Annotated in this window: 16 protein-coding genes and 1 tRNA gene; 9 read left to right on the forward strand and 8 right to left on the reverse strand. The window is 72.4% G+C overall.

What is annotated here, in order from left to right; all coding sequences use genetic code 11:
* Positions 1–81: 81 nt before the first annotated feature.
* Positions 82–1,098: a hypothetical protein gene (locus ACH01S_RS45025; protein WP_176581966.1), complete on the forward strand. Its 1,017-nt coding sequence runs from the start codon at positions 82–84 to the stop codon at positions 1,096–1,098.
* 17 nt (positions 1,099–1,115) lie between these two features.
* Here ACH01S_RS45025 and ACH01S_RS28040 read toward each other — a convergent pair whose 3' ends face one another.
* Entirely contained in the window at positions 1,116–1,940 is an 825-nt protein-coding gene (locus ACH01S_RS28040; protein WP_067897967.1) for a TrmH family RNA methyltransferase, read from the reverse strand.
* Between the two features lie 657 nt (positions 1,941–2,597).
* On the opposite strand from ACH01S_RS28040, the gene ACH01S_RS28045 reads away from it, so the two are divergent.
* The 3 genes from ACH01S_RS28045 to ACH01S_RS28055 all read left to right on the forward strand — a co-directional run bounded on the left by ACH01S_RS28045 (position 2,598) and on the right by ACH01S_RS28055 (position 8,543).
* A complete protein-coding gene (locus ACH01S_RS28045; RefSeq protein ID WP_067897970.1) occupies positions 2,598–4,982 on the forward strand; it encodes a substrate-binding domain-containing protein in 2,385 nt (794 codons plus the stop codon).
* A gap of 398 nt (positions 4,983–5,380) precedes the next feature.
* Complete coding sequence (locus ACH01S_RS28050) at positions 5,381–6,862, forward strand: RNA polymerase sigma factor (protein WP_067897974.1); 1,482 nt, start codon at positions 5,381–5,383, stop codon at positions 6,860–6,862.
* A 214-nt stretch (positions 6,863–7,076) separates the two neighbouring features.
* The gene (locus ACH01S_RS28055; protein ID WP_067897977.1) at positions 7,077–8,543 is read left to right on the forward strand and encodes an RNA polymerase sigma factor; all 1,467 of its coding nucleotides are present in this window, start codon (positions 7,077–7,079) and stop codon (positions 8,541–8,543) included.
* Between the two features lie 42 nt (positions 8,544–8,585).
* Here the strand turns inward: ACH01S_RS28055 and ACH01S_RS28060 are convergent, their stop codons facing one another.
* Positions 8,586–9,698, reverse strand: a complete 1,113-nt coding sequence (locus ACH01S_RS28060) for a phosphotransferase family protein (RefSeq protein ID WP_067897979.1) — start codon at positions 9,696–9,698, stop codon at positions 8,586–8,588.
* A 526-nt stretch (positions 9,699–10,224) separates the two neighbouring features.
* Between ACH01S_RS28060 and ACH01S_RS28065 the strand changes: the two genes are divergently transcribed.
* Positions 10,225–10,812 (forward strand): hypothetical protein, encoded by a 588-nt coding sequence (locus ACH01S_RS28065; protein ID WP_174564918.1) that lies wholly within the window; start codon positions 10,225–10,227, stop codon positions 10,810–10,812.
* Positions 10,813–10,814: 2 nt separating this feature from the next.
* Here the strand turns inward: ACH01S_RS28065 and pdxR are convergent, their stop codons facing one another.
* The gene (gene pdxR, locus ACH01S_RS28070) at positions 10,815–12,185 is read right to left on the reverse strand and encodes a MocR-like pyridoxine biosynthesis transcription factor PdxR (protein ID WP_246236734.1); all 1,371 of its coding nucleotides are present in this window, start codon (positions 12,183–12,185) and stop codon (positions 10,815–10,817) included.
* Positions 12,186–12,260: 75 nt separating this feature from the next.
* Between pdxR and ACH01S_RS28075 the strand changes: the two genes are divergently transcribed.
* From ACH01S_RS28075 to ACH01S_RS28090, 4 genes are all read left to right on the forward strand, one after another.
* Positions 12,261–12,911 (forward strand): pyridoxamine 5'-phosphate oxidase family protein, encoded by a 651-nt coding sequence (locus ACH01S_RS28075; RefSeq protein WP_067897985.1) that lies wholly within the window; start codon positions 12,261–12,263, stop codon positions 12,909–12,911.
* Between the two features lie 52 nt (positions 12,912–12,963).
* Positions 12,964–13,560: an oligoribonuclease gene (gene orn, locus ACH01S_RS28080; protein WP_067897988.1), complete on the forward strand. Its 597-nt coding sequence runs from the start codon at positions 12,964–12,966 to the stop codon at positions 13,558–13,560.
* A 54-nt stretch (positions 13,561–13,614) separates the two neighbouring features.
* A tRNA-His gene (locus ACH01S_RS28085) sits at positions 13,615–13,690 on the forward strand.
* 810 nt (positions 13,691–14,500) lie between these two features.
* Positions 14,501–14,866, forward strand: coding sequence for a helix-turn-helix domain-containing protein (locus tag ACH01S_RS28090; protein ID WP_067897991.1), 366 nt, complete (start codon positions 14,501–14,503; stop codon positions 14,864–14,866).
* 8 nt (positions 14,867–14,874) lie between these two features.
* Here the strand turns inward: ACH01S_RS28090 and ACH01S_RS28095 are convergent, their stop codons facing one another.
* The 5 genes from ACH01S_RS28095 to ACH01S_RS28115 all read right to left on the reverse strand — a co-directional run bounded on the left by ACH01S_RS28095 (position 14,875) and on the right by ACH01S_RS28115 (position 24,342).
* Positions 14,875–15,477, reverse strand: coding sequence for a ClpP family protease (locus ACH01S_RS28095; RefSeq protein ID WP_067897994.1), 603 nt, complete (start codon positions 15,475–15,477; stop codon positions 14,875–14,877).
* A complete protein-coding gene (locus ACH01S_RS28100) occupies positions 15,474–16,103 on the reverse strand; it encodes a ClpP family protease (RefSeq protein ID WP_067897997.1) in 630 nt (209 codons plus the stop codon). The genes ACH01S_RS28095 and ACH01S_RS28100 overlap by 4 nt, the downstream gene beginning before the upstream one ends.
* A 722-nt stretch (positions 16,104–16,825) precedes the next feature.
* Entirely contained in the window at positions 16,826–17,602 is a 777-nt protein-coding gene (locus ACH01S_RS28105; protein WP_067898000.1) for a hypothetical protein, read from the reverse strand.
* Entirely contained in the window at positions 17,599–18,969 is a 1,371-nt protein-coding gene (locus tag ACH01S_RS28110) for an FAD-dependent oxidoreductase (RefSeq protein WP_067898003.1), read from the reverse strand. The genes ACH01S_RS28105 and ACH01S_RS28110 overlap by 4 nt, the downstream gene beginning before the upstream one ends.
* Positions 18,970–19,080: 111 nt before the next feature.
* Complete coding sequence (locus ACH01S_RS28115) at positions 19,081–24,342, reverse strand: type I polyketide synthase (protein WP_157406325.1); 5,262 nt, start codon at positions 24,340–24,342, stop codon at positions 19,081–19,083.
* Positions 24,343–24,385 lie beyond the last annotated feature (43 nt).

Here is a 24,385-nt window from a genome sequence, read left to right on the forward strand (position 1 = left end):
GGCGAACCCTCGACCCAGAACGGCGCATGCGTACAACGGCGACGCGACGGAGGTGCTGCGGCAGTGATCTGCCGACCAGCGGTGAAACCGATCTTTGTGGGGCTCGGCACGGCCGCCATCCTGGCCGCGGGCGGCGCGTCCGCCATCGCGATCGCCGAGACCCCCTCGACGTCGCCCACCGCCACAGACTCGTCCTCACCGCTCCCCGCCCAGCCGACCAGCCTCAAGGTAAAAGTCGTCGTGGATGCCACGAGCGCCAAGGCGGGCGATTGGATAACCGTCACGACGACCGTCCAGACCGACGCCGGTGAGATGAAGGGCGTCAAGGTCACGGCGATCGACCTGACGATGCCGCCAAAGACGAAGCTTGAGTACCAGGGAGCATGTCCCCCGCCCCCGAAGGCCCCGAGTTGCACGCTGGGGACCGTGGGCACCGAGCCCGAGACAATCACCACGTTGGTCCGCGTCCCCAAGGATACGAAGTCCAAGGTCACGTTGATCTACAAGGTGACCCTGTCGGGGACCGCCTCGGAGGGCAAGTCCCTGGCGGGAGTCAACGAGTCCCCTCAGCTCACATTCACTCCCCTCCCACCGACGAAGCCGCCGCCGGGCAAGCCGACGAAGAAGCCCACTAAGAAGCCGACCAAGAAGCCCAGCAAGTCGCCGTCGAGCAATGGGGGCGGTTCTGGGAGCGGCGGGTCCGGTGGCGGATCGGGCGGGTCCGGCGGTGGTGGGACGGGGTCCGGGTCGGGGACGGGCGGGGTGCTGCCGCCCGCGCCGAACTCGTCGTTCGACCCGCGGAACCCGCAGGTGGCGCTGCCGCCCATCGCGAGTCCCGTCCCGCAGAACCCGTCGGTGGCGCCGAGCCCGGCGGTGACGCCGCAGAGCCGGTTGCAGGGCAACAACGCGCCCGTCGCGCAGGACCTCACGTTCGAGCGGATCGCGAGCACGCAGATCGCGTGGCTCGCGGCGCTGATGGTGGCGTTCTCGCTGCTGCTGACGCAGGTGCGGCTCGGCCGCCGGCGGCAGCCCGCCGGGGACCCGAAGCGCCTGAAGGGGACGCACCGCCGTCCGCGCAAGGGCGTCTTCGGCAAGTGACCGGCGGCTGAGCCGGGTCAGGACGGCAGGTCGCGGACGAGCGCGTGGCAGGCGATCGCGGCCGCCGCGGTGACGTTGAGCGAGTCGACGCCGTTCGCCATGGCACGCGCGCTCATCGGGATGCAGACGCGCTGGTCGGCCTCGTCCAGCCAGCGGGACGAGAGGCCGTCGCCCTCCGAGCCGAGCATGAGGGCGACGCGGCCGCCGGTCGCCGCGACGTCCAGCGGCGTGGCCGCCTGGTCGGGGGTGAGCGCGAGGAGGGTGAACCCGGTGGCGCGCAGCTTGGCCAGGTCGTCGTGCCGGTTGGCCATGCGGGCGTAGGGGATCGCGAACACCGCCCCCATGGAGACCTTGATCGCGCGGCGGTACAGCGGGTCGGCGCACCTCGGGGACAGGACGATCGCGTCGACGCCGAGCGCGGCGGCGCACCGGTAGATGGAGCCGACGTTCGCGTGGTCGACGAGGTCCTCCAGGACGAGGACGCGCCGGGCCTCCGCGACGACGGCGTCCATGCCGGGCAGCGGGAGCCGTTCGAGGGACGCGAGCGCGCCCCGGTGCACCTGGAACCCGGTGACCGCCTCCAGGGCCGCGTCGTCGGCGACGTAGACGGGGGCGTCCACGCCGTCGAGGACGTCGGCGAGCGGCTCGAACCAGCGCCGGGCCATCAGCACCGACCGGACGGGATGCCCCGCCGCGATCGCGCGCCGGATGACCTTCTCCCCCTCGGCGACGAACAGGCCGTGCTCGGCCTCCAGGCTCTTGCGCAGGTTCACGTCGCGGAGCCGCACGTAGTCGGCGAGGCGCGGGTCTGCGGGGTCGGTGACGGGAACCAGGCTGGCCATCCCCCAAGTCTGCCAACCCCGGGCACGGCGCCCCGACTCGGACCGCCGGATTTCGCCGCCGCCCGTTGTCGGAATCTGCGGGAAAGGGCCGCGCATTCCGTCGAATGTGATGGACGACGCTTCCGATGCCTCCGACCGGAGGCCGTCTCCAGTGGTGGACCGACCGTCGCGGACGCGGCCGCCCCGCGCTGACCGGCGCCGCGGCCGCGTCCTCGCGAATGGCGTTCCGGGCACGTTCCAGAACCAGATCTTGAAGGCCGATGAACGGAATGGGACGCCATTACCAGAACGGCCGAGGCCACGCGCGGCACGGCCGAGAATGGCCATTTCACGTCAGGAAATTTCCAAGGTCGCCGCCGAACGGTTCGTCACCCGTCCCATGTGATCGGACACGGACGGTACCGGTCCGCCGCCGCACGCCTTATATACGTGGAACGTTGCGATCACCTCCGGACGGGCGGTGACCGTTCCGCGCGGGACGCCACCGTGCGCACCCCCGTGCTCGCGCACCGTCACCGCTCTGACCAGCAACGGGAACGTCAGGACAGGCGCTGATGACCTGCGTCATTATCACTTTTGAGTTCTTTGTAACCTCTGGTTCGTACTACTACAGTGCCGGGGAACATCGGCGGGTTTCTGGTGAATCGAGGGCAGGCCATGAGCGGACGTCATCGCAATGACTTCCCCGAGGGGACGGGGGACGGCGGGTACGACCCGTCCACCCCCGTCTTCGGGCCGGCCAACGACGGATCCTCGGACTGGTTCGGAACCCGCGACAGCGGCCCCCTCAACCAGCCGCCCCTCCAGCCGCCGCCCGCGCAACCGCAGGCGGCTCCGCCACCGGCCCAGCCGAGCCCGCAGAGCCCGCCGCCGGGGGCGTCCGGCGAGACTCCCCAGTGGTTCACGCCGCGCCAGTCCGGCGAGCAGCCCGTGTACGGATCGGGCGACTACGGAACGGCGGCGGGCGCGTCCGACACCGGCCCGTACGGCCGGCCGAGCGAGTACAACCAGCCGGGCGAGTACGGCCCGCCCAGTGAGTACGGCGGCGCGCCGGGAGGCGGGTACGGGGAGCCGGGCCCGCCGTCGGAGAGCTCCCGCTCGCCCCTCGCCGGGTCCGGGTACAGCGAGTACGACTCGATCCGCAGCTCCGACGGAGGCCCGTCCGGCTACTTCGGCGGCGGGACGGGCGGCGGCGACTCCGGCGGCTACGACTCGGGCGGCTACGACTCGGGCGGCTACGACTCCGGGGGTTCGGGCGGGTCCGGCGGCTACGGCGGCGGGTCCGGCGGCTACGAGCACGGGCGGCGCAAGCGCAAACGCAGCGCGACCGCGCTGATCGGGCCGATGGCGGGCGCCGCGGGCCTCGCGCTCCTGCTCGGCGTCGGCGTGTACGCGTTCGCCGAGAGCGGCGGCTGCTCCGGCGACGGCGCGATGAACCTCACGGTCGCGGCCGCCCCGGACATCGCGCCGGTCGTGGAGAAGGCGGCCGGACGCTTCAACGACGCCAAGCACAAGTCCGGCGGCAAGTGCGTCCGGGCCACCGTGAAGCGGGCGGAGCCCGCGTCGGTGTCGACGCTGCTGTCCGGGCAGGGGGTGACCGACGCGGCCAACGAGCGGCCGGACGTGTGGATCCCCGACTCGTCGCTGTGGACGGCCCTCGCCCAGTCGGCGAGCGGCGGCGGCATCGGCAAGGGCGGCATCAGCCCCACGAAGACGTCCCTCGCGACGAGCCCGATCGTGGTCGGGCTGCCGCAGTCGCTCGCGCAGCAGCTCAAGCAGCAGGGCATCACCGCCGCCCCGTCCTGGGACAACCTGCTCAAGGCGGCGGGCGGCGTCGCGGGCGGCGCGGTCACCAAGAACCAGATGATCCCGGCGGGCACGGTGCGCCTCGTCGTGCCGGACCCGACGAAGAACGCGGCGGGCATGGGCTCGCTGATGATCACCAGCACGCTGCTGGCGAACGACCCGAACCGCGACACGATCTTCACCGGCATCGTGCGGACGGTGCGGGAGAGCACCGTCCCGACGGTGGCGGCCGAGTTCGAGCAGTTCCGCAAGGGACGGGCGGGCAAGCAGCCGATCTCGCTGTCGTCCGAGCAGGCCCTCTGGCAGTACAACCAGTCGAAGCCGGGCGAGCCCGCGGTCGCGCTGTACCCGCTCGAAGGCACGCTGTCGATGGACTACCCGTTCACCATCACCAGCAAGGACGACGCCAAGGCGGAGGGCGCGCGGCTGCTGGAGAAGGCGATGAGCACGGAGGCCACCCGCGGCGACGTCCTGGACCTCGGCTTCCGCACCCCGGACGGCAAGGCGCCCGGCGGCTTCGACCAGAAGGCGGGCGTCAGCCCGGCCCGGCCGCGCCAGCTCCCCGCGCCGCAGACCGAGGACGTCGCGAAGACCATGCAGGCGTGGGCGAAGCTGACGCTCGGGCTGCGCATGCTGACGCTGATCGACGTGTCCGGCTCGATGGCGGAGCAGGTCGGGCCGAGCCTGAACCGGCTCCAGGCCATCGCGCAGGTGTCGCAGAGCGGGCTGAGCATGATGTCGAACGACACCGAGCTCGGCCAGTGGCTCTTCTCGACGGACATGAACGGCTCCGCCCCGTACAAGGAGACGATCCCGATCGGGCCGCTCGGCGAGCGCGTCGGCTCGACCACGCGGCGCGGCCTGTTCCTGTCCGCGCTCAACCAGATGCAGCCGAAGCCGAACGGCGACACCGGCCTCTACCGGACGCTCCTCGCCGCCTACAAGACGATGAACAGGACCTACAAGCCCGAGTTCGGCAACTCGATCCTGCTGCTCACCGACGGCAAGAACGACGACCCGGGCGGCCCGTCGCTGCAGGAGACGCTGAAGCAGCTCAAGGGCATGCAGGACCCGAACAAGCCCATCCAGGTCAACATGATCGGGTTCGGCAAGGGCGTGGACCGGAACGAGCTCCAGCAGATCGCGAACGTCACGTACGGGAACGTGGAGATCGCGATGACCCCCGACGAGATCAAGAAGATCTTCCTGAAGATGCTGTCCCGGCGCATCGAGTGAGCGCTCCTCACCCTCGGCAGGGTCGCGCAGGTCACGTCCCCGCGGCCGGGCCGGACGGGTCCCGGGTGAGAATTGCGCGCCGCTCCGCACTCGGTGATCATGCGAATGCGCCTGGTAGTTCCCGGTTTTTTCCGGCGATCCGTGTCAACCGGGCGGCCCCCTCGATCGTCAATTCATGTGGAGGCCCGACGGGGAGCGGGGCCGTCGGGCCTCCGACCCGCTCTCCCTCCCCGACCCGTGACGGGGGGCGGAGCCGCACCTGACGAGGCGGCTCAGGGGCCGTCGGCCGGGAGGCCGGGACCCCGAGGGAGAGCGCATCGCTCCCCAAATGATCTTCAGTCCGGTCCGCGGCGTCGCGGACGCGGACTTTCGTATCCCCCAGCCCGCGGGAGGACCCTGTGTCCGGATGGCCCAATCTCGACCGCGCTGACGACGAACGTCTCGCGCGATCGCTGGCGGCTGGCGATCCCAGCGCCCTCATCCAGGTCATGGATCGCTACGCGGCCCGCCTGTACGACTACTGCCACGCGCTGCTCCGCGACCAGGAGCAGGCGGCGGGCGCCCTGCACGACGCGCTCATCGCCGCGTACGCGCACGTGTCCGTCGTCCGCGAGCCGGACCGGTTCCGCGGCTGGCTGTACGCGCTCGTGCGCAACGAGTGCATGCGGCGGCTGCGCGACCCCGCCCGGCCGGCCGAGCGGCACGAGGCCCCCGAGGTCGAGGACGTCTTCCTGAACGACGCCGACGTCGCGAACCGCGAGGAGGCCCGCCGCCTCATCCACAGCGCCCTCGCCGCGCTGCGCGGACGCGAGCGCGAGGCGCTCGACCTCAACCTCCGGCACGGCCTTGACCCGGTGGAGGTCGGCGGCGTCCTCGGCCTGGACGCGCAGGAGGCCGCCGACGTGACCGGCGCCGCGCGCGCCCGCCTCGACGACGCGCTCGCCGCCGCCCACCTCGCCCGGCACGGCCGCGACTGCCCGAGCGTCGCGGCGCTCGCCGACGACGGTCCGGGGCCGCTGCCGCCGCCGGTGGTGCGCAAGCTCGTCCACCACATCGAGACGTGCCCGACCTGCCTCCCGCGCCGCGACCGGACGATCTCCGCGGCCCGGCTCCTCCAGGTGCTGCCGGTCGCGATGATGCCGACCGACCTGCGCGGGCTCGTCATGGCGACGGCGACCGACCCGTCCCTCGCCCCCGACCTCGCCGAGATCGCGCACCGCGCCGAGCCGTTCGACGCCTGGGGCTGGCCCGTGACCGTCGACCACGCGGAGCCGCCGTCCGGCGGGACCCGGCGCGGCGCGCCCCGCGCGCTCTGGCCGGTGCTCGCCGCCGTCGCCGCCGTGGTCGTGATCGTCGCCGGGGCGTTCTTCATCATGCCGGGCCCGTCCGGCGGCGGGTCGGCCGCGCAGGACAAGCCGAGCGGCCCCGCCTCGGTCGCGCCGGACTCGGCCGAGCCGAGCGAGAGCGAGGAGCCGTCGCAGACCCCGACGCCCACGGAGACCGCGACGCCGACGCCCACGACGACGTCCCCCACGCCGACCCCGACGCGGACGCGCCGTCCGTCCCGCACGCCCACCCCGACCCCCACCCGCACCAAGCCCAGGACCGGGACCTTGCGGGTGATGGGCGGCGGTTGCACCATCAGCGGCGCCGACGGCAGCTGCTCGATCCCGGTACGCGCGGTCGGCGGCTCGGTGACGTGGTCCGTGTCGGCCCCGGATCCGGTCAACGGGGGCGGTGGCAGCACGCTCGCACCAGGCCAGGGCAGCGCCGCCACGTTCACCCTGAAGTCCTGCGACACCCCTTCGGGGTCCGTGACGGTCACCTTCTCTCCCAGCGGCGAGAGCCGGCAGGTCTCCTGGGAATGCGGGGGCGGCTGAGGTCAATGTGGGTCAGATCACATTTTTGTGGTCCAAGGGGCGATCCACTAGGCGAGACGGCCACGGGGCGTACCTAATCCGTCACTGAAATCCGCTCATAAGGGAGAAATCTCAGAGACTTGGTGGCAAGATCTGGCAACCAGAGTCGGCCGACAGACGTCGGGGCTCGCCGGGGGCACGATCAAGAACACCGAATTCGACTGGGAGGATTCCCGTGGCCGGTGAGCCAGGGCCCGGGCAGGAAGACGACCTCAGGCTGGCGAACTCGCTGCGAGCCGGGGACGTCATCGCCCTGACCGAGGTGTACGACACCTACGCGCCGTTCCTCTACGACTACTGCCACGGACTGCTCCGTGACCGCGTCGAGGCCGCGGGGGCGCTGCGCAACGTCGTCATCCAGGCCCGCGAGCACATCGACCGGCTCACCGAGCCGGACCGGCTGCGCGGCTGGCTGTACGCGATCGCCCGCAAGGAGTGCATGCGGCGCCGCGACAGCCCGAACCGGCACACCGGCCAGGAGGCGCCGGAGGCCGACGACGACCTGACCGACGAGCAGCTCGCCCGCCGCGAGGAGCGCCGGTTGCTCGCGCACAGCGCGCTCGCCGCGCTGAACGGCCGCCAGCGCGAGGCGATCGACCTGTCGGTGCGGCACGAGCTGGACGAGGTCGACCTCTCCGGCATCTTCGGGATGCCGCTGGAGGAGACGCTCGCGCTCGTCGAGAAGTCCCGTGAGGACCTCGGCGCCGCGCTGCACGCCGCCCTCATCGCGCAGAACCACTGGAAGGAATGCCCGAGCGTCTCGGCGCTGACCGAGTCGTGGCCGCTGTCCCCGCAGGCCGCGACGTCGCTCGTCCGGCACGTCGCGAGCTGCCCGGTGTGCGGCGAGCGGGAGACGCCGCCGCTGCAGACCGACCGGCTGCTGTCGGTCCTGCCGATCGCGGCGATCCCCGGCGACCTGCGGCTGGACGTCCTCACCGCCGCCACCGCCGAGGACCGCAGCGCCAACCGCCGCGCCATCGCCGCCTGGACGGAGCCGTTCGACGAGTACGGCTGGCCGCTCCCCTACGAGCCGTCGCCCGCCCGGTCCCGCGACCGGTCGCCGCGCCGCCGCGGCCCGCTGATCGCGGCCGTCGCGGTGGCCGTCGGCGCGGTGGTGCTGTTCGTCGGCGCGATGTCCGCGCTCGGCGGCGGCGACGGCACGGACGCGGCGTCGGGCGGCCCGGTCACCGGCGGCAGCGGCTCCCCGGGTGGCGAGTCGGGCGACCCCGACCCGTCGCCGAGCGGCCTCGACCCGTCGGCGACGTCGCCGTCCCCGACCGCGTCGAAGTCGCCGTCGAAGTCGCCGTCGCCGTCCAAGACCCCGTCGAAGACGCCGTCGAAGACGCCCTCCTCTCCGGACCGTCCTGAACCGCCGCGGGCCGGGCGCCTGTCGGTGCAGGGATGCAGCATGGGCAGCGGCCAGGACTCCTGCGTCATCCGCATCACCGCCGTCGGCGGCCCGGTGAACTGGCGGGTGACCGGGACGTCCGGTCCCGTCGCGGCGGGCGGCGCGGGCCACCTCGAAGCGGGGCAGACCGGCGGCGTCCGGGTGTCGCGCGACATCGGCCTCTGCCTCGGCCGCCAGTCCGGCAGCGTGACCGTCTCGCCGGGCGGCTCCGCGTCGGTGTCCTACTGGTGCTGACCTGGACGCCCGCGCGGGCGTCCAGGCTCGTCCCGGCTCGTCCTACCAGGGTGAGCGCGTGTCGAGGATGCGGTGCGCGCGTCCCAGCAGGAGCGGGACGCCGTCCCCGATCTGGTCGAAGCCCTGCCCGACCGTCGCCTTCTGCAGGTAGCGGGCGTGGATGCCCTCCAGGATGACGGCGAGCTTGAAGCACGCGAACGCCACGTAGAAGTCGAGGTCGGCGAGGTCGAAGCCGGTCAGCGCGGCGTACCGCTCGGTGAACTCGCGGCGGGTGAAGAACCCGGGCGCCGCGGTGATCGTCGCGCCGACGGGCAGTTCCTCGGCGTCCGCCGCCTCGGCCCAGTAGACGAGCGTCAGCCCGAGGTCGGACAGCGGGTCCCCGAGCGTCGACATCTCCCAGTCGACCACGGCCGCGATCTCCGGCCGCGGCTCCAGTCTGGCGAGCGCGTTATCGAGCCGGAAGTCGCCGTGGACGAGCCGCGCCCGCTCCCCGCGCGCGGCGGCGTCGGCCGGAAGCCGCTCGGCGAGCCGTGCGGTGAGCCGGTCGTACTCGGGCAGGTCGCGGACCGCGCCGGTCGCGCGGATCGCCTCCCGCGAGCCGTCCCACTGCCTGCCCCACCGCTTGAGCTGGCGTTCCATGTAGCCGGCCGGGCGTCCGAAGTCGTCCAGGCCGACGGCGGCCACGTCGACGGTGTGGATCGCGGCGAGCGCGGCGGCCAGCGCCTCGCTGAGGCCGCGCGCCTGCTCCGGGGCGAGGTCGGCGGCGTCCTCGCGGGTGCGCAGGACGCGTCCGTCGACGTGGTCCATGAGGTAGAAGGGCGCGCCGAGCACGGACGGGTCGGCGCAGAACGCGAGCGTGCGCGGCACGGGCACGCCCGTCCCGCCGCCGAGCGCGGACAGCACCCGGTGCTCGCGTCCCATGTCGTGGGCCGTCGGCTGGACGTGCCCGAGCGGCGGCCTGCGCAGCACGACGCGGCGACCGCCGTCCAGGGTGATCCCGTAGGTGAGGTTGGAGCGCCCGCCGGCGATCAGGTCGATCGCCCCGATGCGGCCGGACCCGGGCAGCTCGCGGGCCAGCCAGGCGGCGAGCCGGGGCACGTCGATGCCCGGGACCTCGGCCGGCGGCCCTCCGGGAGACTCTGCGTCAACGGTCATGACGCCCTATTAGAACGCGGCTCGGTCCGGCGCGCGAAACCGCCCCCCTACCAGTCCGCGCCCATGCCTTCCCGGCCACTTCCGGCCGACTTCCAGGTGGGCTTCACCCAACCTTCAGGATGGCCTCTGACCTGCGAGAACGCTAGGGTGGCCGATATCGGACGACCGGCCGAGCAGCGGGGCTGCGGGAACGTGGGGGACGCAAGGTGGATTCAACGGAGACCCGGGGTACGCATCTGCACCGACACCCGAGCAGAGTGGTCGCTACCCGGCGCGGAGGTCGATAGCCGCCATTTCCGGCCCATGGCGGCGGGTTGGACCACAGGTCCCGCCGGGCCATGAGACGAGGACTAGACCATTCGGGGGCTAGACCACCCGATTGGGGGGACGCACCGTGGCAGACGCATGGCTGCCGGGAGCCGGACGCATGCCGGCACGCAAGGACGGCGGGGCTCTGCGAGGGGGGGCGCCGAGGGCCGTGTGGTGCGCCGGCGAGCACGACCCGCGCACCGTCTCCGCCCGTTCGGTGGCCGCGGACCTGATCAAGGAGGACCGGCCGCCCCACCTGGTGTGGCATCCGGCCACCGGTGAGATCGTCCAGCTGCTGCCGGTCACCCGCGCCGCCCGGCTGCTCGGCGACCGGATCGGCCACGAGGGCCGCGTCTGCGTGCAGATCATGGTGATCGGGCAGTCCCGCGCGCCGTTCACCGGCGCGCTGCTCGCCGGGCTGGACGCGATCGTCCAGTGGCTCGACTCGTGGGGCGTCGCGCGGCGCTGGCCCGCCGGGCCGCCGCTGCCGTCGCCGCAGTCCTACCACTCGCGCCGCAGCCGCCGCGACTGGGCGCACGGCGGGCACTACGGGGCGTCCCAGGTGCCGCTGGCCGAGCGTCCCGACCCGGGCGGCATCGACATCCGGCGCATCACCGGGCCCGACACGCCGGTCGCGCCGATCCCGCGCCCGCGCGCCCCGCTCGGCGACGCCGGGCCGCCGCGGCGGGTGTCGCGGGGCGGCCGGACGGCCGAGCCCGTCCTGCCGGCGCAGAACGAGCCGGCGCGGCCGCGCCCGCCGTCCGAACCGGTCCGGGTGGGCAGCCGGTCGGCCATGTCCAACTGACGTCACCGCCCGGCGCTCACCAGCTCCCGGACGATCTCGCAGCCCGCGCGCAGCTCCGCGCGGTTCGCCGCGGCGCCGTAGCCGATGACCAGGCCGGGCGCTCCGCGCGGCCCCGCGTGGTGGTGCCGCAGCGTCTCCACGAGGACGCCGCGCTCCGCCGCCGCGCGCTCCACCCCGGCGGCGAGGGGCGCCGGGACGTCCACGACGAGGTGCATCCCCGCCGTGTCGCCGCGCAGGACCAGGCCGTCCAGGGCGCGGACGACCACGTCCCGCCGCCGCGCGTACTCGCCGCGCATCCGCCGGACGTGCCGGTCCAGGTCACCGCGCTCCAGCAGCAGGCGCAGCGCGTCCTGCGGGACGACGGCCGTCCGGTCGTTCAGCTCCTCCCGGCGCAGCGCGATCTCCCCGACCAGCGCGGGACGGCCCGCGAGCCAGCCCACCCCCATGTCCGCGGTGAGGATCTTCGCGGTCGTGCCCAGGTAGACGACCACGTCCGGGTCGAGGCCGTAGAGGGCGGGCAGCGGCGCCACGTCGTAGCGGAATTCGCCGTCGTAGTCGTCCTCGGCGACGAGCGCGCCGTTGCGCCGCGCCCACGCGAGCAGCGCCTGCCGCCGCGGGACGGGCAGCACCCCGCCCATCGGGAACTGGTGCGACGGCGTCGTGTGGACGAGCCGGAGGCCGTCCGGGAGGGCGTCCACGATCAGGCCGTGCTCGTCGACCGGGCACGGCACCACCTCGGCGCCGCGCCCGGCGAGGACGGCGCGGGCCCGCCGGTAGCCGGGCTCCTCGACCCCGACCCGGTCCCCCGGCCGCAGCACGGTCGCGGCGAGCAGGTCGAGCCCGTTCGTCGCGCCGCGCGTGATCAGGAGGCCGTCCACCGGGCACGCGACGCCGCGGCTGCGCCTGACGTAGTCGGCGAGGGCGGCGCGCAGCCCGGGCAGGCCGTGCGGGTCCTGGCGCTGCTGCGGCGCCATCCCGGACGCGAGCCGCCACGCCCGCCGCCACGCGGGCGTGTCCAGCGACCCGACCCAGGGGAGGCCCGCCCTGAGGTCGATCTCGTGCGGGGCGGCGGCCCGCTTCACCGCCGCCGCCTCCACCGGACGCGGTTTCGGCATGGGCGGGGCCGCGACGCCCTCGGTGACGTACGTCCCGGACCCGTGCCGTCCCTCCAGCCAGCCCTCCGCGTAGAGCTGCTCGTAGGCCTCCGTCACGACGGTCCGGCTCACGCCGAGCAGGGCCGCGAGCGCCCGGCTGGCCGGGAGCCGCTCCCCCGCCGCGAGCCGCCCCTCCCCCATGGCCGCCCGCAACTGGCCGACGAGCTGGGCGCTCATCGGCTCGGCCGCGTCCCGGTCCACGGCGAGGGGCAGGTCGATCGACAAAGTGGTCTCCCGGTTTACGCTTCGAGTGGCACTACCGACCAGGCCACTCGCGTTCTAGCGTAAACGGCCATGAACCCACTCTCGTCGACCGCCCGGACACGCGTCGGCAGGCTCCCCGAGCGCGCCGCGGGCGACCGCTCCGTCCTCGACGCGATCCTCGACGACGGCATGATCTGCCACCTCGGCCTCGTCGTGGACGGCTCCCCGCGCGTCATCCCCACCGCCTACGGCCGCCTCGGCGACACCCTCTACGTCCACGGCTCCACGGGCGCGAGCAGCCTCCGGGCCGGGCCGTCCCAGGAGGTCTGCGTGACGGTCACCCACCTGGACGGGCTCGTCATCGCCCGGTCCCTGTTCCACCACTCCCTCAATTACCGCAGCGCCGTCATCTACGGGACGCCCCGCCTCGTCACCGATCCCGACGAGAAACTCACCGGACTACGCGTCGTCACCGAGAACCTGACCCCGGGCCAATGGGACGTGGCCCGCAAGCCCACCCGCAAGGAAATGGCCGCCGTCTCCGTCCTGGCCCTTTCCCTGGACGAGGCGTCCGCCAAGGTCCGCGAGGGCGGCCCCAGCGACGACGACGAGGACTACGCCCTGGACGTCTGGGCCGGCGTCGTCCCCGTCTACCAGACGTTCGGTTCTCCCGATCCCGACCCCGCGCTGCGTGAGGGAATCCCCGTCCCCGCCCACATCGCGCGGCGCGTGACCTCCTAATTCGTTCCAACTCAATGCCCCGTGCAGTCGCTCATGGTCGTAGGGTGAATCCATGAACGAGCGGCTTGTGTGGGTGGATTGCGAGATGACGGGCCTCGACCTGCGGAACGACGCGCTGATCGAGATAGCCGCACTGGTCACCGACAGCGAGCTGAACATCCTCGACCGCGGCGTGGACGTCGTGATCAAACCCCCGCCCGAGTCGCTCACCCAGATGAAGCAGGTCGTCCGCGACATGCACACCGTGTCCGGCCTGCTGGAGGCCCTCCCGTCCGGCGTCACCCTCGCCGAGGCGGAGGACATCGTCCTCAAGTACGTCAAGAGCCACGTCAAGGAACCGAACAAGGCCCCGCTCTGCGGCAACTCCATCGCCACCGACCGCTCGTTCCTCGCCCGCGACATGCCGGCCCTCGACGCCCACCTCCACTACCGCATGGTGGACGTCTCGTCCATCAAGGAGCTCGCCCGCCGCTGGTACCCGCGCGTCTACTTCGCCAGCCCGGAGAAGAAGGGCGGCCACCGCGCCCTCGCCGACATCACCGAGAGCATCCAGGAACTGCGCTACTACCGCGCGGCGGTCTTCGTCCCGCAGCCCGGCCCCGACTCCGAGACGGCCCGCGCCGTCGCCGCCCGCGTGGCCGCGGGCTGACCCACCCCGCGAGAACCGCTACACTACTGGGAGCCGGGCACGTTCCCGGCCACGGTGGGTGTAGCTCAGCTGGCAGAGCACTTGGTTGTGGTCCAAGATGTCGGGGGTTCAAGTCCCCTCACTCACCCCAAGGCCAGCCCCCTGTTCAGGGCGCGGCACGGAGGGCAGAGCCCTCCCCTGAGGGACGATCTCCGGATCGTCCCTTTCCCTTTGCTCGCCGACGGCCCCGAAGAGCCTCATCCAGCCCGGCCACGACGATCGCGGCGAGGCGAGCATCCAGGAACGCTTCCCACCGCTCCGTCAACTCCCAGACCAGCGTGTCTCACATCACCTGTGTGACGTGGATGTACCGGCCCTGAACCCTGCCTGCGCGCGACCCTGCAAGTTCCGTCCCCGCAACGGGCGCCCAGGGAACGGCTCGACCAGCAGCACCGGCCGCGCCGAAGACCCACGTCCCAAAGCCCGACCACCACCAGCGCGCCGCGGCCACCGACGCCGGAGACACCAGATCGCTGGAGCATCTAGCCCTGCTGCGGGAGGAAGCCGGGGACCAGCAGGGCGTCGAACGACTTGTCGTCCCACCCCTCACCGACCCCGAGCCCCCGTCGGGCCGGTTCGCCTGGCAGGACGTCCACGCCGAAACCTGCGACGTCATCGTCACCGGCATGGTCGCGCTCGCCTCGCTCTCGAAGAATTCACTAAAGGGGTCTCATGGTGCAGGTCATCTGGTTTGAGGCGGTTCCCAGGCGGGTGGGAGGCCGAATCTGGCGAGCAGGTCGCAGTGAGGACGCCGAGGCCGAATACGCTGTCCCAGCGGACCGGGGGCCGTCGGGTGCGGGGCGGGGCAGCGGTAGCGGTGTGGGCGTTCGGGCCTGGGTCGGCGTTCTGCGGTCGGCGGAATGCATAGGACCTGATGGCGGTGCCGACTTACGATGTGCGCATGGCCGAGACCGTTCGACCGCCCATGCCGACCGACGAGAAGCCGCACGAGCGGGCCGCCGCGCGCCGGGAGGCGGAGCCTTTGTGGCGCGACGCGCTCGGCCAGTGCCTGCGGCGTCGGCGCCTCGACCGCGGCGAGACGCTGGTCGAGACCGCCCGCCGCGCCGGGGTGTCGCCGCAGTACCTCTCCGAGATGGAGCGCGGCGTCAAGGAGCCGTCGAGCGAGATGATCGCCGCGGTCGCGGGCGCCCTGGAGACGACGCTCGCCGACCTGGCGCTCGCGGTCGCGACGACCCTGCTGGCCGCGCCGACCGGAACCGCTCCGATGGGCGCGACCTGCCGGGCCGCCTACGCTCTGGCCGCATAGAGCGGGTTCTACGCGGGCAAGGGCTGCTTTTCCTCGATCACCTGGTCGATGAGGCCGTAGTCCAGGGCCGTCTTCGCGGTGAACACGCGATCGCGGTCCGTGTCGGCGCGCAGCGTCGCGGTGTCCTGCCCGGTGTGCCGGGAAAGGATGTGCTCGATGTCCGCGCGCACGCGGACGACCTCGTCCGCCTGAAGGATGAGGTCGGGGATCGCGCCGCGACTCTGCCCGACCGGTTGGTGCAGGACGACGCGGGTGTGCGGCAGCGCGGCACGCTTGCCGGGAGCGCCCGCGGCGAGGAGCACGGCGCCGACGGCGACCGCCTGTCCCACGCAGGTCGTCGCGACCTGCGGGCGGATATAGCGCAACGTGTCATAAACGGCCAGCATCGCGCTCGGGTCGCCGCCTTCGCAGTTGATGTACAACTGGATGTCGCGGTCGGGGCTGTCGGCCTCCAGGTACAGCAACTGCGCGACGAGAGCGTTCGCGACTCCCGCGTCGATGGCGGTGCCGAGATAGATGATCCGCTCCGTCAGAAGGTGCGAATAGACGTCCATTATCCGTTCACCGCGAGGGTGCTGCGCGATGACGTTCGGAATCGTGTAAGAGCTCATCGGGCGGCTCCTTCGGAAGGGACTCCGAGTCCGATGGTGCGATGACTGGTCGGCACGACCTCGTCGAAGGCGCCGACGATCGCGTCGATGAAGCCGTATTCGAGAGCTTCCTGCGCCGTGTACCAGCGGTCGTGCAGGGAGTCCTCGAAGACGCGCTCGACGGGTTGTCCGGTGTCCTCGGCGATGAGCCCGAGGACGGTGTCGCGAGTGTGGCGCAGGTCGTTGGCCTGCAGTTCGATGTCGACGGCGGCCCCGGCGATTCCGGCGGAGCCCTGGTGCATCAGGACGCGGGCGTGCGGCATGGCGCGGCGCTTTCCACGGGTTCCGGACGACAGCAGAAACTGGCCGGCGCTGTAGGCGATGCCCAGCACCATCGTGGACACGTCGCACGGGATGAGGCGCATGACGTCGCGAATGGCGAGCATCGACGGAACCGACCCGCCGGGGGAATGGATCCACAGCGCGATGTCGGTCGAGGAATCCTCCCTCGCCAGAGTGATCAGTTGCGTCGCCAGAAGCGTGCCGTTGTCGTCGTCGAGCGGGCCGTCCAGTACCAGGACGCGTTGCTGATAAAGCTCACGCCGCACTCGCTCGTTGAATACCGGGACCTTCTCCTCTTCGCTCATGCTTCAACTCTGCGTCGAGGCGCGCACCGGTCACGGCCAGATCCGCTGGCGGCAGATCTGCTCAGAGCAGCAGAGCCCCACGCCCCGTCAGGTGGTCGCCGCCGTCGAAAGCGTCTCGCGGTGCGCTCTGGCGACGGCCATCAACTCGTCGAGCGCGTCTCGTGCGCGTAAGTGGTCGGAGAGCCGGTCGAGTTCCTGCGTCATGCGCTCCATCGCGACGTCGGCCTGCTTCTGGCTGGGCGCGTCGACGCAGGGCAATGGTGCGGCTGGTCAGGCCCTCAGCTGCGCCTCACCGCTTCCACGCCCTCGATCGCCGCCGCGGGGACGAGGGAGCGTGCGGCCGCACCGGGGCCGACATCGCGCCGGTGGCCGTCCTCGTAGCGTCCAGCGCCAGTGCCTTCGCCACCGGCGGGGCATCGTCGTGGACGGAGGCTGGACCGCTCAGGCGCTGCGCTCCGGAATCGCGACGCGACCGGACCGTGCCGATGAGGAACGGCGGTTCGCCGCATAGCCCGACTGGCCGTCTGCGGACGGTGAAGCGGTACCGCGCGCCGGGGGCCTCCGTCACGTGCATGGCGCGGGACCAGGTGCTTCGGTCGAGCCGGGCGTCCGCCGTGCCCGCGGCCGTCCCTTGCCGGACCGCGGACGCGCGATGAACTGAGCCAGGAACAGGGCCGGTTGCCGTTGGCTCGACTGGTCGGGTTCGGCTACCGCCCCCGGAGTCAGCCGAGTTCCCTGGTCGGTGAAGAGCAAGGAAGGAAGGTGGTGATCAGGTAGCAGAGGACGCCCATGGTCGCGAGACTAAGTGTGGAGGCGCCCTCGACCAGGAGGGCGGGAGCGGCGGAGTGCACCGCGGCGGCCAGTGGCCAGCAGACCAGGCCGTAAGCGGCGGCGTAGGCGCCCGCGGGCAGCGGTAGTAGCAGCAGCCTTCGGGGGCCGTGGAGGCGACCACCGAGCAGGAACTGGAGTGCTCCCGTGAGCAGGCCGGTCATGATGAACGCGGCAGGCCATGCGGGCGGGAGCCCGAAAATCTTGTAGGGCTGGTTTCCCTGATACGTGTAGAGGTGGAAGAGGTTGATGGCGCATTGTTCGAAGGCGAATTCGGTCGCGTAGAGCACTGCCGCCATTTTCCAGAACCGGGCCCGTGGCCAGTGGTTGGTGAGGGCGAGAAAGGCCAGGTATCCGGCTCCGGCGATATAGACCGGGAACGCGGTCGCCATATAGGGCGAGATCGTGACATCGAAGGCGCGGTAGTACACGGGGTGGTCGGTGGCCGGGGCGGTGTGCAGGCCGGCCAGCAGGCGCGCCTGGGCGTCGCTGAGCGTGGACGGTACCGCCCCCAGAAGCAAGATTCCCAGGTCGGGGCTGCGGCGCCGTCTCCATTCCCGTATGGCCCAGATGGTCAGAGCGGTCGTGGCGGCGGCGAAGGCGGCGACGACCAGGGCGTTGCCGATCTGCTGCTCGATGCTTCCGTGCAGCGGGCCGCTGGAGGGGGTCATGGCGGGCTCCTGAACGCTGCGCGGCGCCGGTCGGCCCCGAAGAGCACGCACCGTGTCAGTACCGGCGGGGTGAGAAGGCGGGCCGGCCCGCGGGTGAGATGCATGACCTCCAGAAAGGCGGCTTGGACCGTGTCGCTGTGGGTCGCGGCGGCCAGCACGCGCTCCAGGTAGCGGCCTTGGATCCGCTGGCGGAGCCCCGGCCGCTCGCCGGCGGCGGCGCGCCAGCGCAGGTCGGCTGTCGTCGCGACCTGCCAGGCCGGCCGGTTGGCACGGGCGAGGAGCCGGTGATAGCGGAGGGAGAAACCGGTGGGGCGCGGGTCGGTGTCGAGGCACCGCGCCAGGAGCAGCGCCCCTGACGCGGCGGTGCTCATGCCCTGGGCGTAGAGGGGATTGAAAGTGCAGGCCGAATCGCCCAGGCAGATGAGGTTGCCGGGGTGGCGGGTGAGACGGTCCAGGTGGCGGCGGCGGTTGTCGGTGCCGGCGGTGACGGTCACCGGGGAGAGCGGTTCGGCGTCGGCGATGGCGTCGGCGATGGCGCCCGCGTGCAGGCTTTGGGCGAAGCCGACGAAGGCATCGTCGGCGTGGGTCGGCCGGTGCTCGCCGACGCCGAGGAGGGTGACCAGCCACCGGTCGTCTTCGATGGGCATGAGGACCGCACCGCGCGGATGGTCGGGCGCGCCGGGCTGCACGTAGCAGGCTCGCCATCCCATGTCCCTACCGGACGACCGGTACTGGCGGCTGGCATATCCCAGCCCGGAGGACACGATCGTGACGGGTGGCGCGGGAAGACCCGCCTCGTGCAACCAGTGGTCGATGCGCGAGCTCCTGCCGGTCGCGTCGACGACCAGGTCAGCGGGCACCTCGGTCACGGTGTCGCCGCCGGGTTCCCTCGTCAGCACGGTTTCCACGGTTCGTCCGCGCAGCCGGAGTCCCTGGGCGCTGCGCCGCTGCCGCAGCTCGACGCGCGGGTGGGCGAGCACCCGCCGCCTGAGCAGCCATTCCAGGTGGGCGCGGCTGAGGCCGTAGGCGCGCAGGTTGGACGGGAACCGCCTGGCCCAGCCGTGGGAGTTGTGGATGGCGACCTGCGTGGCGAAGTCGCCGACGAGGAGTCCGCGGGCGGCGAGGTCGGCGGTGAAGCCGGGCAGGAGGGCGTCCATGGCCGCTTGGCCGCGGACGGCCAGGGCGTGGACGTGCGTCGCCTGCGGTACTCCGTGGCGGGTCACCGGTTCGTCGGGCAGGACGTCACGTTCGACCACGACGATGCGGGTGAAGTAGCCGGTCAGGGCCGCGGCGGCGAGCAGCCCGCCGATGCCCGCGCCCAGCACGACGGCCTGGTCGCGCGGGAGCGTGGCCGGGACGGTTCTCATCGCGGCGCTCCAGGGACTTGGAGGGCCTCGGCTGCGCCCAGGCGCTGCGGGAGCCGATCGGCCAGGCCCGCCGCGTTCTGGACAAGGCGTAGATGCTTGTGGCACCTCATGTCAGGACCCCGTCGTGTGAGGGTCGACGTCACCGGAGTCCAGTTGCCCGAGGATCCAGTCGGCGAGGCTCGCCGCGGTGGGTTTGACCCAGATCACCCCGGGTTTGATGTCGATCCCCAGCGCGCTCTGGAGGCGTTGTTGAAGTTGGATCGCGCCGAGCGAGTCGATGCCGAGCATGACCATGCTGGTGTGGGGCCCGACGTAGCGGGCGGTGCCGCCGAGAAGGTCACGGATCTCCCCGATGATGAGCCCCTCCACGATTCGGCGGCGTTCACCCTTGTCCTGCGTCGCGAGCACCCGCAGGCGCGCCGGGAATGTGGTTGTCGCGGGGGAAGGTCCTTCGCCGCACAGGGACGCGAGGAGGGTCGAGGAGCGCGTGGCCGGATAGGGCGCCGTCCATGCGTCCACGTCGAGGGCCGAGTAGGCGATCTGGTGGTGCCCTTCCTTCAGGATGCGTTCGAGTGCGTCCGCGCCGTCCTCGGGGGAGATCGTGACGAAGCCTCGTTGGGCGAGGTGCCGCCCTCGTCCGACCTGGCCCCAGGCGCCCCACTGGATCCCGGTGGCGGGCAGCCCCTCGGTGACGCGGTGCGCGACGAGGGCGTCGAGGTAGGCGTTGGCGGCGGCGTAGGCGCCTTGCCCCGGGGATCCGAGGAGGGAAGCGATGGACGAGTAGACGACGAAGAAGTCCAGGTTTGTCGTGCGGGTCGCCTGATGCAGGGCCCAGGCACCCTCGGCCTTCCCGCGCCATACCCGGCCGAGGAGTTCGTCGTCGAGATTGACCAGGGTGGCGTCCTCGACCACACCCGCCGCGTGGAGGACCCCGCGCAGCGGCAGCCCGCCCCGGGTCGCGACGTCCACCAGCCGATGGACGATCGCGGGGTCGGCGACGTCACCGGTGACGACCGGGAGTTCCGTACCGAAGGCGGCGCGCAGCCGGGCGAGTTCCTCGGCCGCCGGCTCCGCTGGTTCGCGGCGGCCGCAGACGACCACGCGGCCGGCGCCCCGTTCGGCGAGGCGGCGCACGGCGAGGAGGCCGAGACCGCCCAGCCCGCCGCTGACCACGTAAGCGGCACCTTCCCGAACGGGATGGGGCAAGCCGGTCACGGTATCCGGTGCGCGGCCGGCCTTGACGCGGGCGACGGTACGGACGCCGTGCCGCCAGGCGATCTCGGTGATCGCGGGCGGGTCGCCGAGCAGGTCCGGCAGAACCGCTTCCAGCGGGGTCGCGGCGGCCACCTCCAGCGCGCTGGGCAGGAGGTCGGGGTGCTCGAACGCGGCGGCCCGGAGGAGGCCGCGGACACCCGCGGCGGCGAGCGGATCATCGCCTCGCCACATCACCCACAGCCGTGGCGGCTTCCGCCGAGCCGAGAGCTCCCGGAGCACGGCCAGCGTCCGGGCCACCGCGGAGCGGGCGGCCTGCGGGGTCGGGGCGACGTCCTCGCCGTCGAGGGCGATGACGACGTGGGTGGTGGGCGCGGCGGACCCGCCATCCAGGGCGGCGCGGAGCCGGGCCGAGTCCAGCGGGGCGGCCGGGTGGACCAGGGTGGCGCTGCCGGCGGTCCGCACTCCGAGCAGTTCGGCAAGCCGCTCGGCCCACAGGCATCCCCGCGGATGGACGACCAACCATCGCTGGCCGGTCGAGACCGGCGCTCCGGCGGGTTCCTCTGGAACCCAGTCGAGGTGGTACAGCCGTGCGGTGTACCGCTCCTCGGCCGGGGTGATGTTGGTCAGGCGCAGGTCTCGGACCTCGGCGAGAACCGCGCCGTCACCGTCCACGAGGACCCCGGACGCGCGGCAGCCGAGATCGTCGGCCTCGTGCAGCCGGACGTGCGCGGTCTTGGTGCGCCCGGTGGGGCCGTGGACGATGATCTCCCCGCAATCCGAGACCACGACGGGCCCCGGGCTGAGGGCACAGTGGTCCAGCCAGGCGGCCACGACGGTCTGCACCATCTCGTCGACCAGGGCCGGGTGTGCCAAGAACCGGGAGGCCGACACCCGAGCGCCGTCGGCGAGAGAGAGCCTGGCGACGGCCCGATCATGGTCGGGGCCGATCTGGATCCTGGAGAGCGCGGAGAAGGCGGGACCGTGGAACACGTCATGGCGGCCGCGCAGGACCTGCTGAAGGGCCGCGAGCGGTGAATCGCTCCATTCCTCGTCCGGGCTGTGCAGGACGCCCGAACAAGGCGGCGCCTGGTTTACGGGATCGAGCGCCCGGACGGTGCCGTGTGCGTGCACGACACGACCGTCCTCGCCTCGGGTGAGGACTTGCCCGAGGGCGTGGTCCCCGGCGCGGACCAGCAGCGTCGTGACCCTGGGCTCCGGATCGAGGACCAGCGGCCTTTCGATCCGGAGATCGCCGAGCGCGACCGAGCGCGTCCCGAAGACCTCGGCGCCCGCCGCGAGCAGCATCTCGGCGAAGCCGGTGCCGGGCAGAACAGGGGTTCCCGCCACCCTGTGGTCACCCAGCCATGGCAGCGTCCGGGGACTGACGGGGGTCTGCCACAGATGCCGGTCGGGATCCTCCGGGTCGGTCACAGAGCCGCCGAGCAGAGCGTGTTCACCGGCCGCGGGCAGCCGCGGCGCGACGAGGACATGCGGCAGATGGTCGCCACCGTGGCGCGTGCGGTTCCAGGCCGTGCCGGGCAGCTCGGCGAGGTCGCCGTCGCCATAGCGACTGCCGAAGTCGATCCCGTCGCACCCGGCGGCGTGCGCGGTGGCCAAGTGATACAGGAACGTCTCCGGGTCGCCGACGCCCCGCCGGAGGGACCCCACCGCCACGACGTCATCGAGGCCCGCGGCGCGTGCGGTGTCCTGGACGGGACCGGTGGCGAGCGGATGGGGGGTGCACTCGATGAACAACCGGTGGCCGTCGGCGAGCGCGGCCTCGACCGCCCTTTGGAAATGAACCGTGTCGCGCTGGTTGCGAACCCAGTACGAGGCGTCCAGCGGACCGGGTTCCCGGGGATCGTCCCTGACGGTGGAGTAGAAGACGATGGAGCCTGGCTCCTGGGCGCCCAAATCGCTGAGGACGCCTCGGAGTTCGTCGGTGATCGGGTCGACCTGCGCGGAATGCGAGGCCACGTCGACGTCGACCATCCGAGCCACGGCACCGGACGCGTTCCAGGCTTCGACCAGGGCACGTACCTGCCGGGCGTCACCGGAGACCACGGTGCTGTGGGGCGCGGTGACGACCCCGATCGACACGCCGTCGGCGCCCGCCGCCTCGATCGCCTCCCGGGCCGCGTCGAGGTCGAGCATGACCGAGGCCATGGCGCCGTGCGCGATCCGGGCGAGCAGCGCGGCCCGCCGGCAGATGACCTTGGCCCCGTCTTCGGGGGCGAGGACGCCCGCGACCACCGAGGCCGCGACCTCGCCGAGGGATTGGCCGATGACCGCGGCGGGCTCGAGGCCCCAGGACCGCCACACGGAGGCGAGCGCGACTTGGATGCCGAACAAGGTGGGTTGGATACGGTCGACGCCGGTGAGCCCGCCCGGCTCGAGGATCAGTTCGCGCAGGGAGAAGCCGGACTCGGCTCGGATCAGCGGTTCGAGCTCGTCGATCGCCGCGGCGAACACCGGCTCGTGCGCGAGGAGCCCCCGGCACATGCCGGCGTACTGCGACCCCTGTCCGGTGAACACGAACACCGGCCCTCGGTGATCCGGCGGCAGGACGGGGGTTCCCTCGGCCCATCCCTCGCTCCCCTCCCCCGCGGCGTACGACCGGCACCGGCGGCCGAGTTCGGCGTGGTCCCGGGCGACGATCCCCAGCCGGTGATCGGCATGACCGCGGCGCAGAGCCAGGGTGTGCGCCACGTCCTGGAGCGGGACCTGGGCGCCTTCCCTCTCGGTCCAGCCGGCCAGCCGGGTCGCCGAAGCGGCGAGCGACGGCGCGGAATTGCCTGACAGGAGGAACAGCCTGGGGCCCGCGGCCGGCGTGCGCCGCTTCGCCGCTACACGTCGCGGACGTGCGGGAGTCGCCTCCAGTACCAAGTGCCCGTTGGTGCCGGCGACACCGTAGGAGCACACGGCGGCCAGCCGGGGCGCGTCCGGCACGGGCCACGCGGTCACGCTCGTCGGGACGAACAACCGCGACCGGTCGTCGCGGACGATCGCGGGGTTCCATTCGGCGAAGTTCTGATTGGGCGGGACGGCGCCCCGCCGTAGACACTCGATGGCCTTGATGACACCGGCGACGCCGGACACGGGCTCGGTGTGCCCGATGTTGGTCTTGACCGAGCCGAGCGCGCACCGTCCCCGTCCCCGGCCGTACACGGCGTTGATCGAGGCGTACTCGATCGGGTCGCCGACCATGGTGCCCGGCCCGTGCGCCTCGACCAGCCCGACGTCGCCCGGGTCGACGCGCGCCCTGGCGACGGCGTCGCGGAACAACGCCTGCTGCATCTCGCTCGACGGCGCGGTGAGCCGGGCCGCCTGACCGTCGTTGTTGACCGCGCTGCCGAGGATGACCGCGAGCACCCGGTCCCCGTCCCGCCGCGCGTCCACCAGCCGCTTGAGCAGCAGCACCCCCGCGCCCTCGCCCCGCACGTACCCGTCGGCACGGGCGTCGAAGGCGTGACAGGCGCCGCGCCCGGACAGCAGCAGCGGCGCCTCAAGATAGTGGGTCTGCGGCGCGAGCATCAGCATCACGCCGCCCGCGAGGGCGGCATCGCACTCATCCAGGGTCAGGGCGCCGCAGGCGGTGTCCACCGCCACCATGCCGGCGGAGCAGTGCGTGCCGATCACCATCACCGGGCCGCGCAGGTCCATCGAGAACGCGACTCGGCCCGCGGGCCCCGCATGGTAGTTCCCAAAGAGATAGGGGCTGTTGGGCGCGTCCTCCACCGGCCGTTCCTCGCGGAAGAGATTGTCCACCGCGTAGGTGCCGACGTAGACCCCGGTACGGGTGCCGCGTAACCCGCCCACCGGAATCCCGGCGTGCTCCACCGCCTCCCAGGCGGTCTCCATCAGCACCCGCGCCTGCGGATCCACCCAGTCTTGCTCCGCGGGCGCCACGGACAGCGCTTCGGGCTCCCACGCCCACACGTCACCGTCGAGGAAGCAGCCCACGGCGGTCCGTTCTCGCAGCTCCGGGTCGTGTAGCAGTGCCAGCTTCCCGGCGTCCCACCGCTCCGCGGGCACCGGGCCCGCCGTCTGACGGCCATCGGCCGCCAACCGCCACAATCCGGCCGGCGTCTCCACTCCACCGGGAAACCGGCAGCCCACACCGATAATCGCGATCGGTACATCACAGGCAGCAGACATCACGAGCCTCTTCTCCAGGCGGAAAACTGGCCGGAATGACACG

It is taken from the genome of Actinomadura chibensis NBRC 106107, from assembly GCF_001552135.1.
Taxonomy (GTDB): domain Bacteria; phylum Actinomycetota; class Actinomycetes; order Streptosporangiales; family Streptosporangiaceae; genus Spirillospora; species Spirillospora chibensis.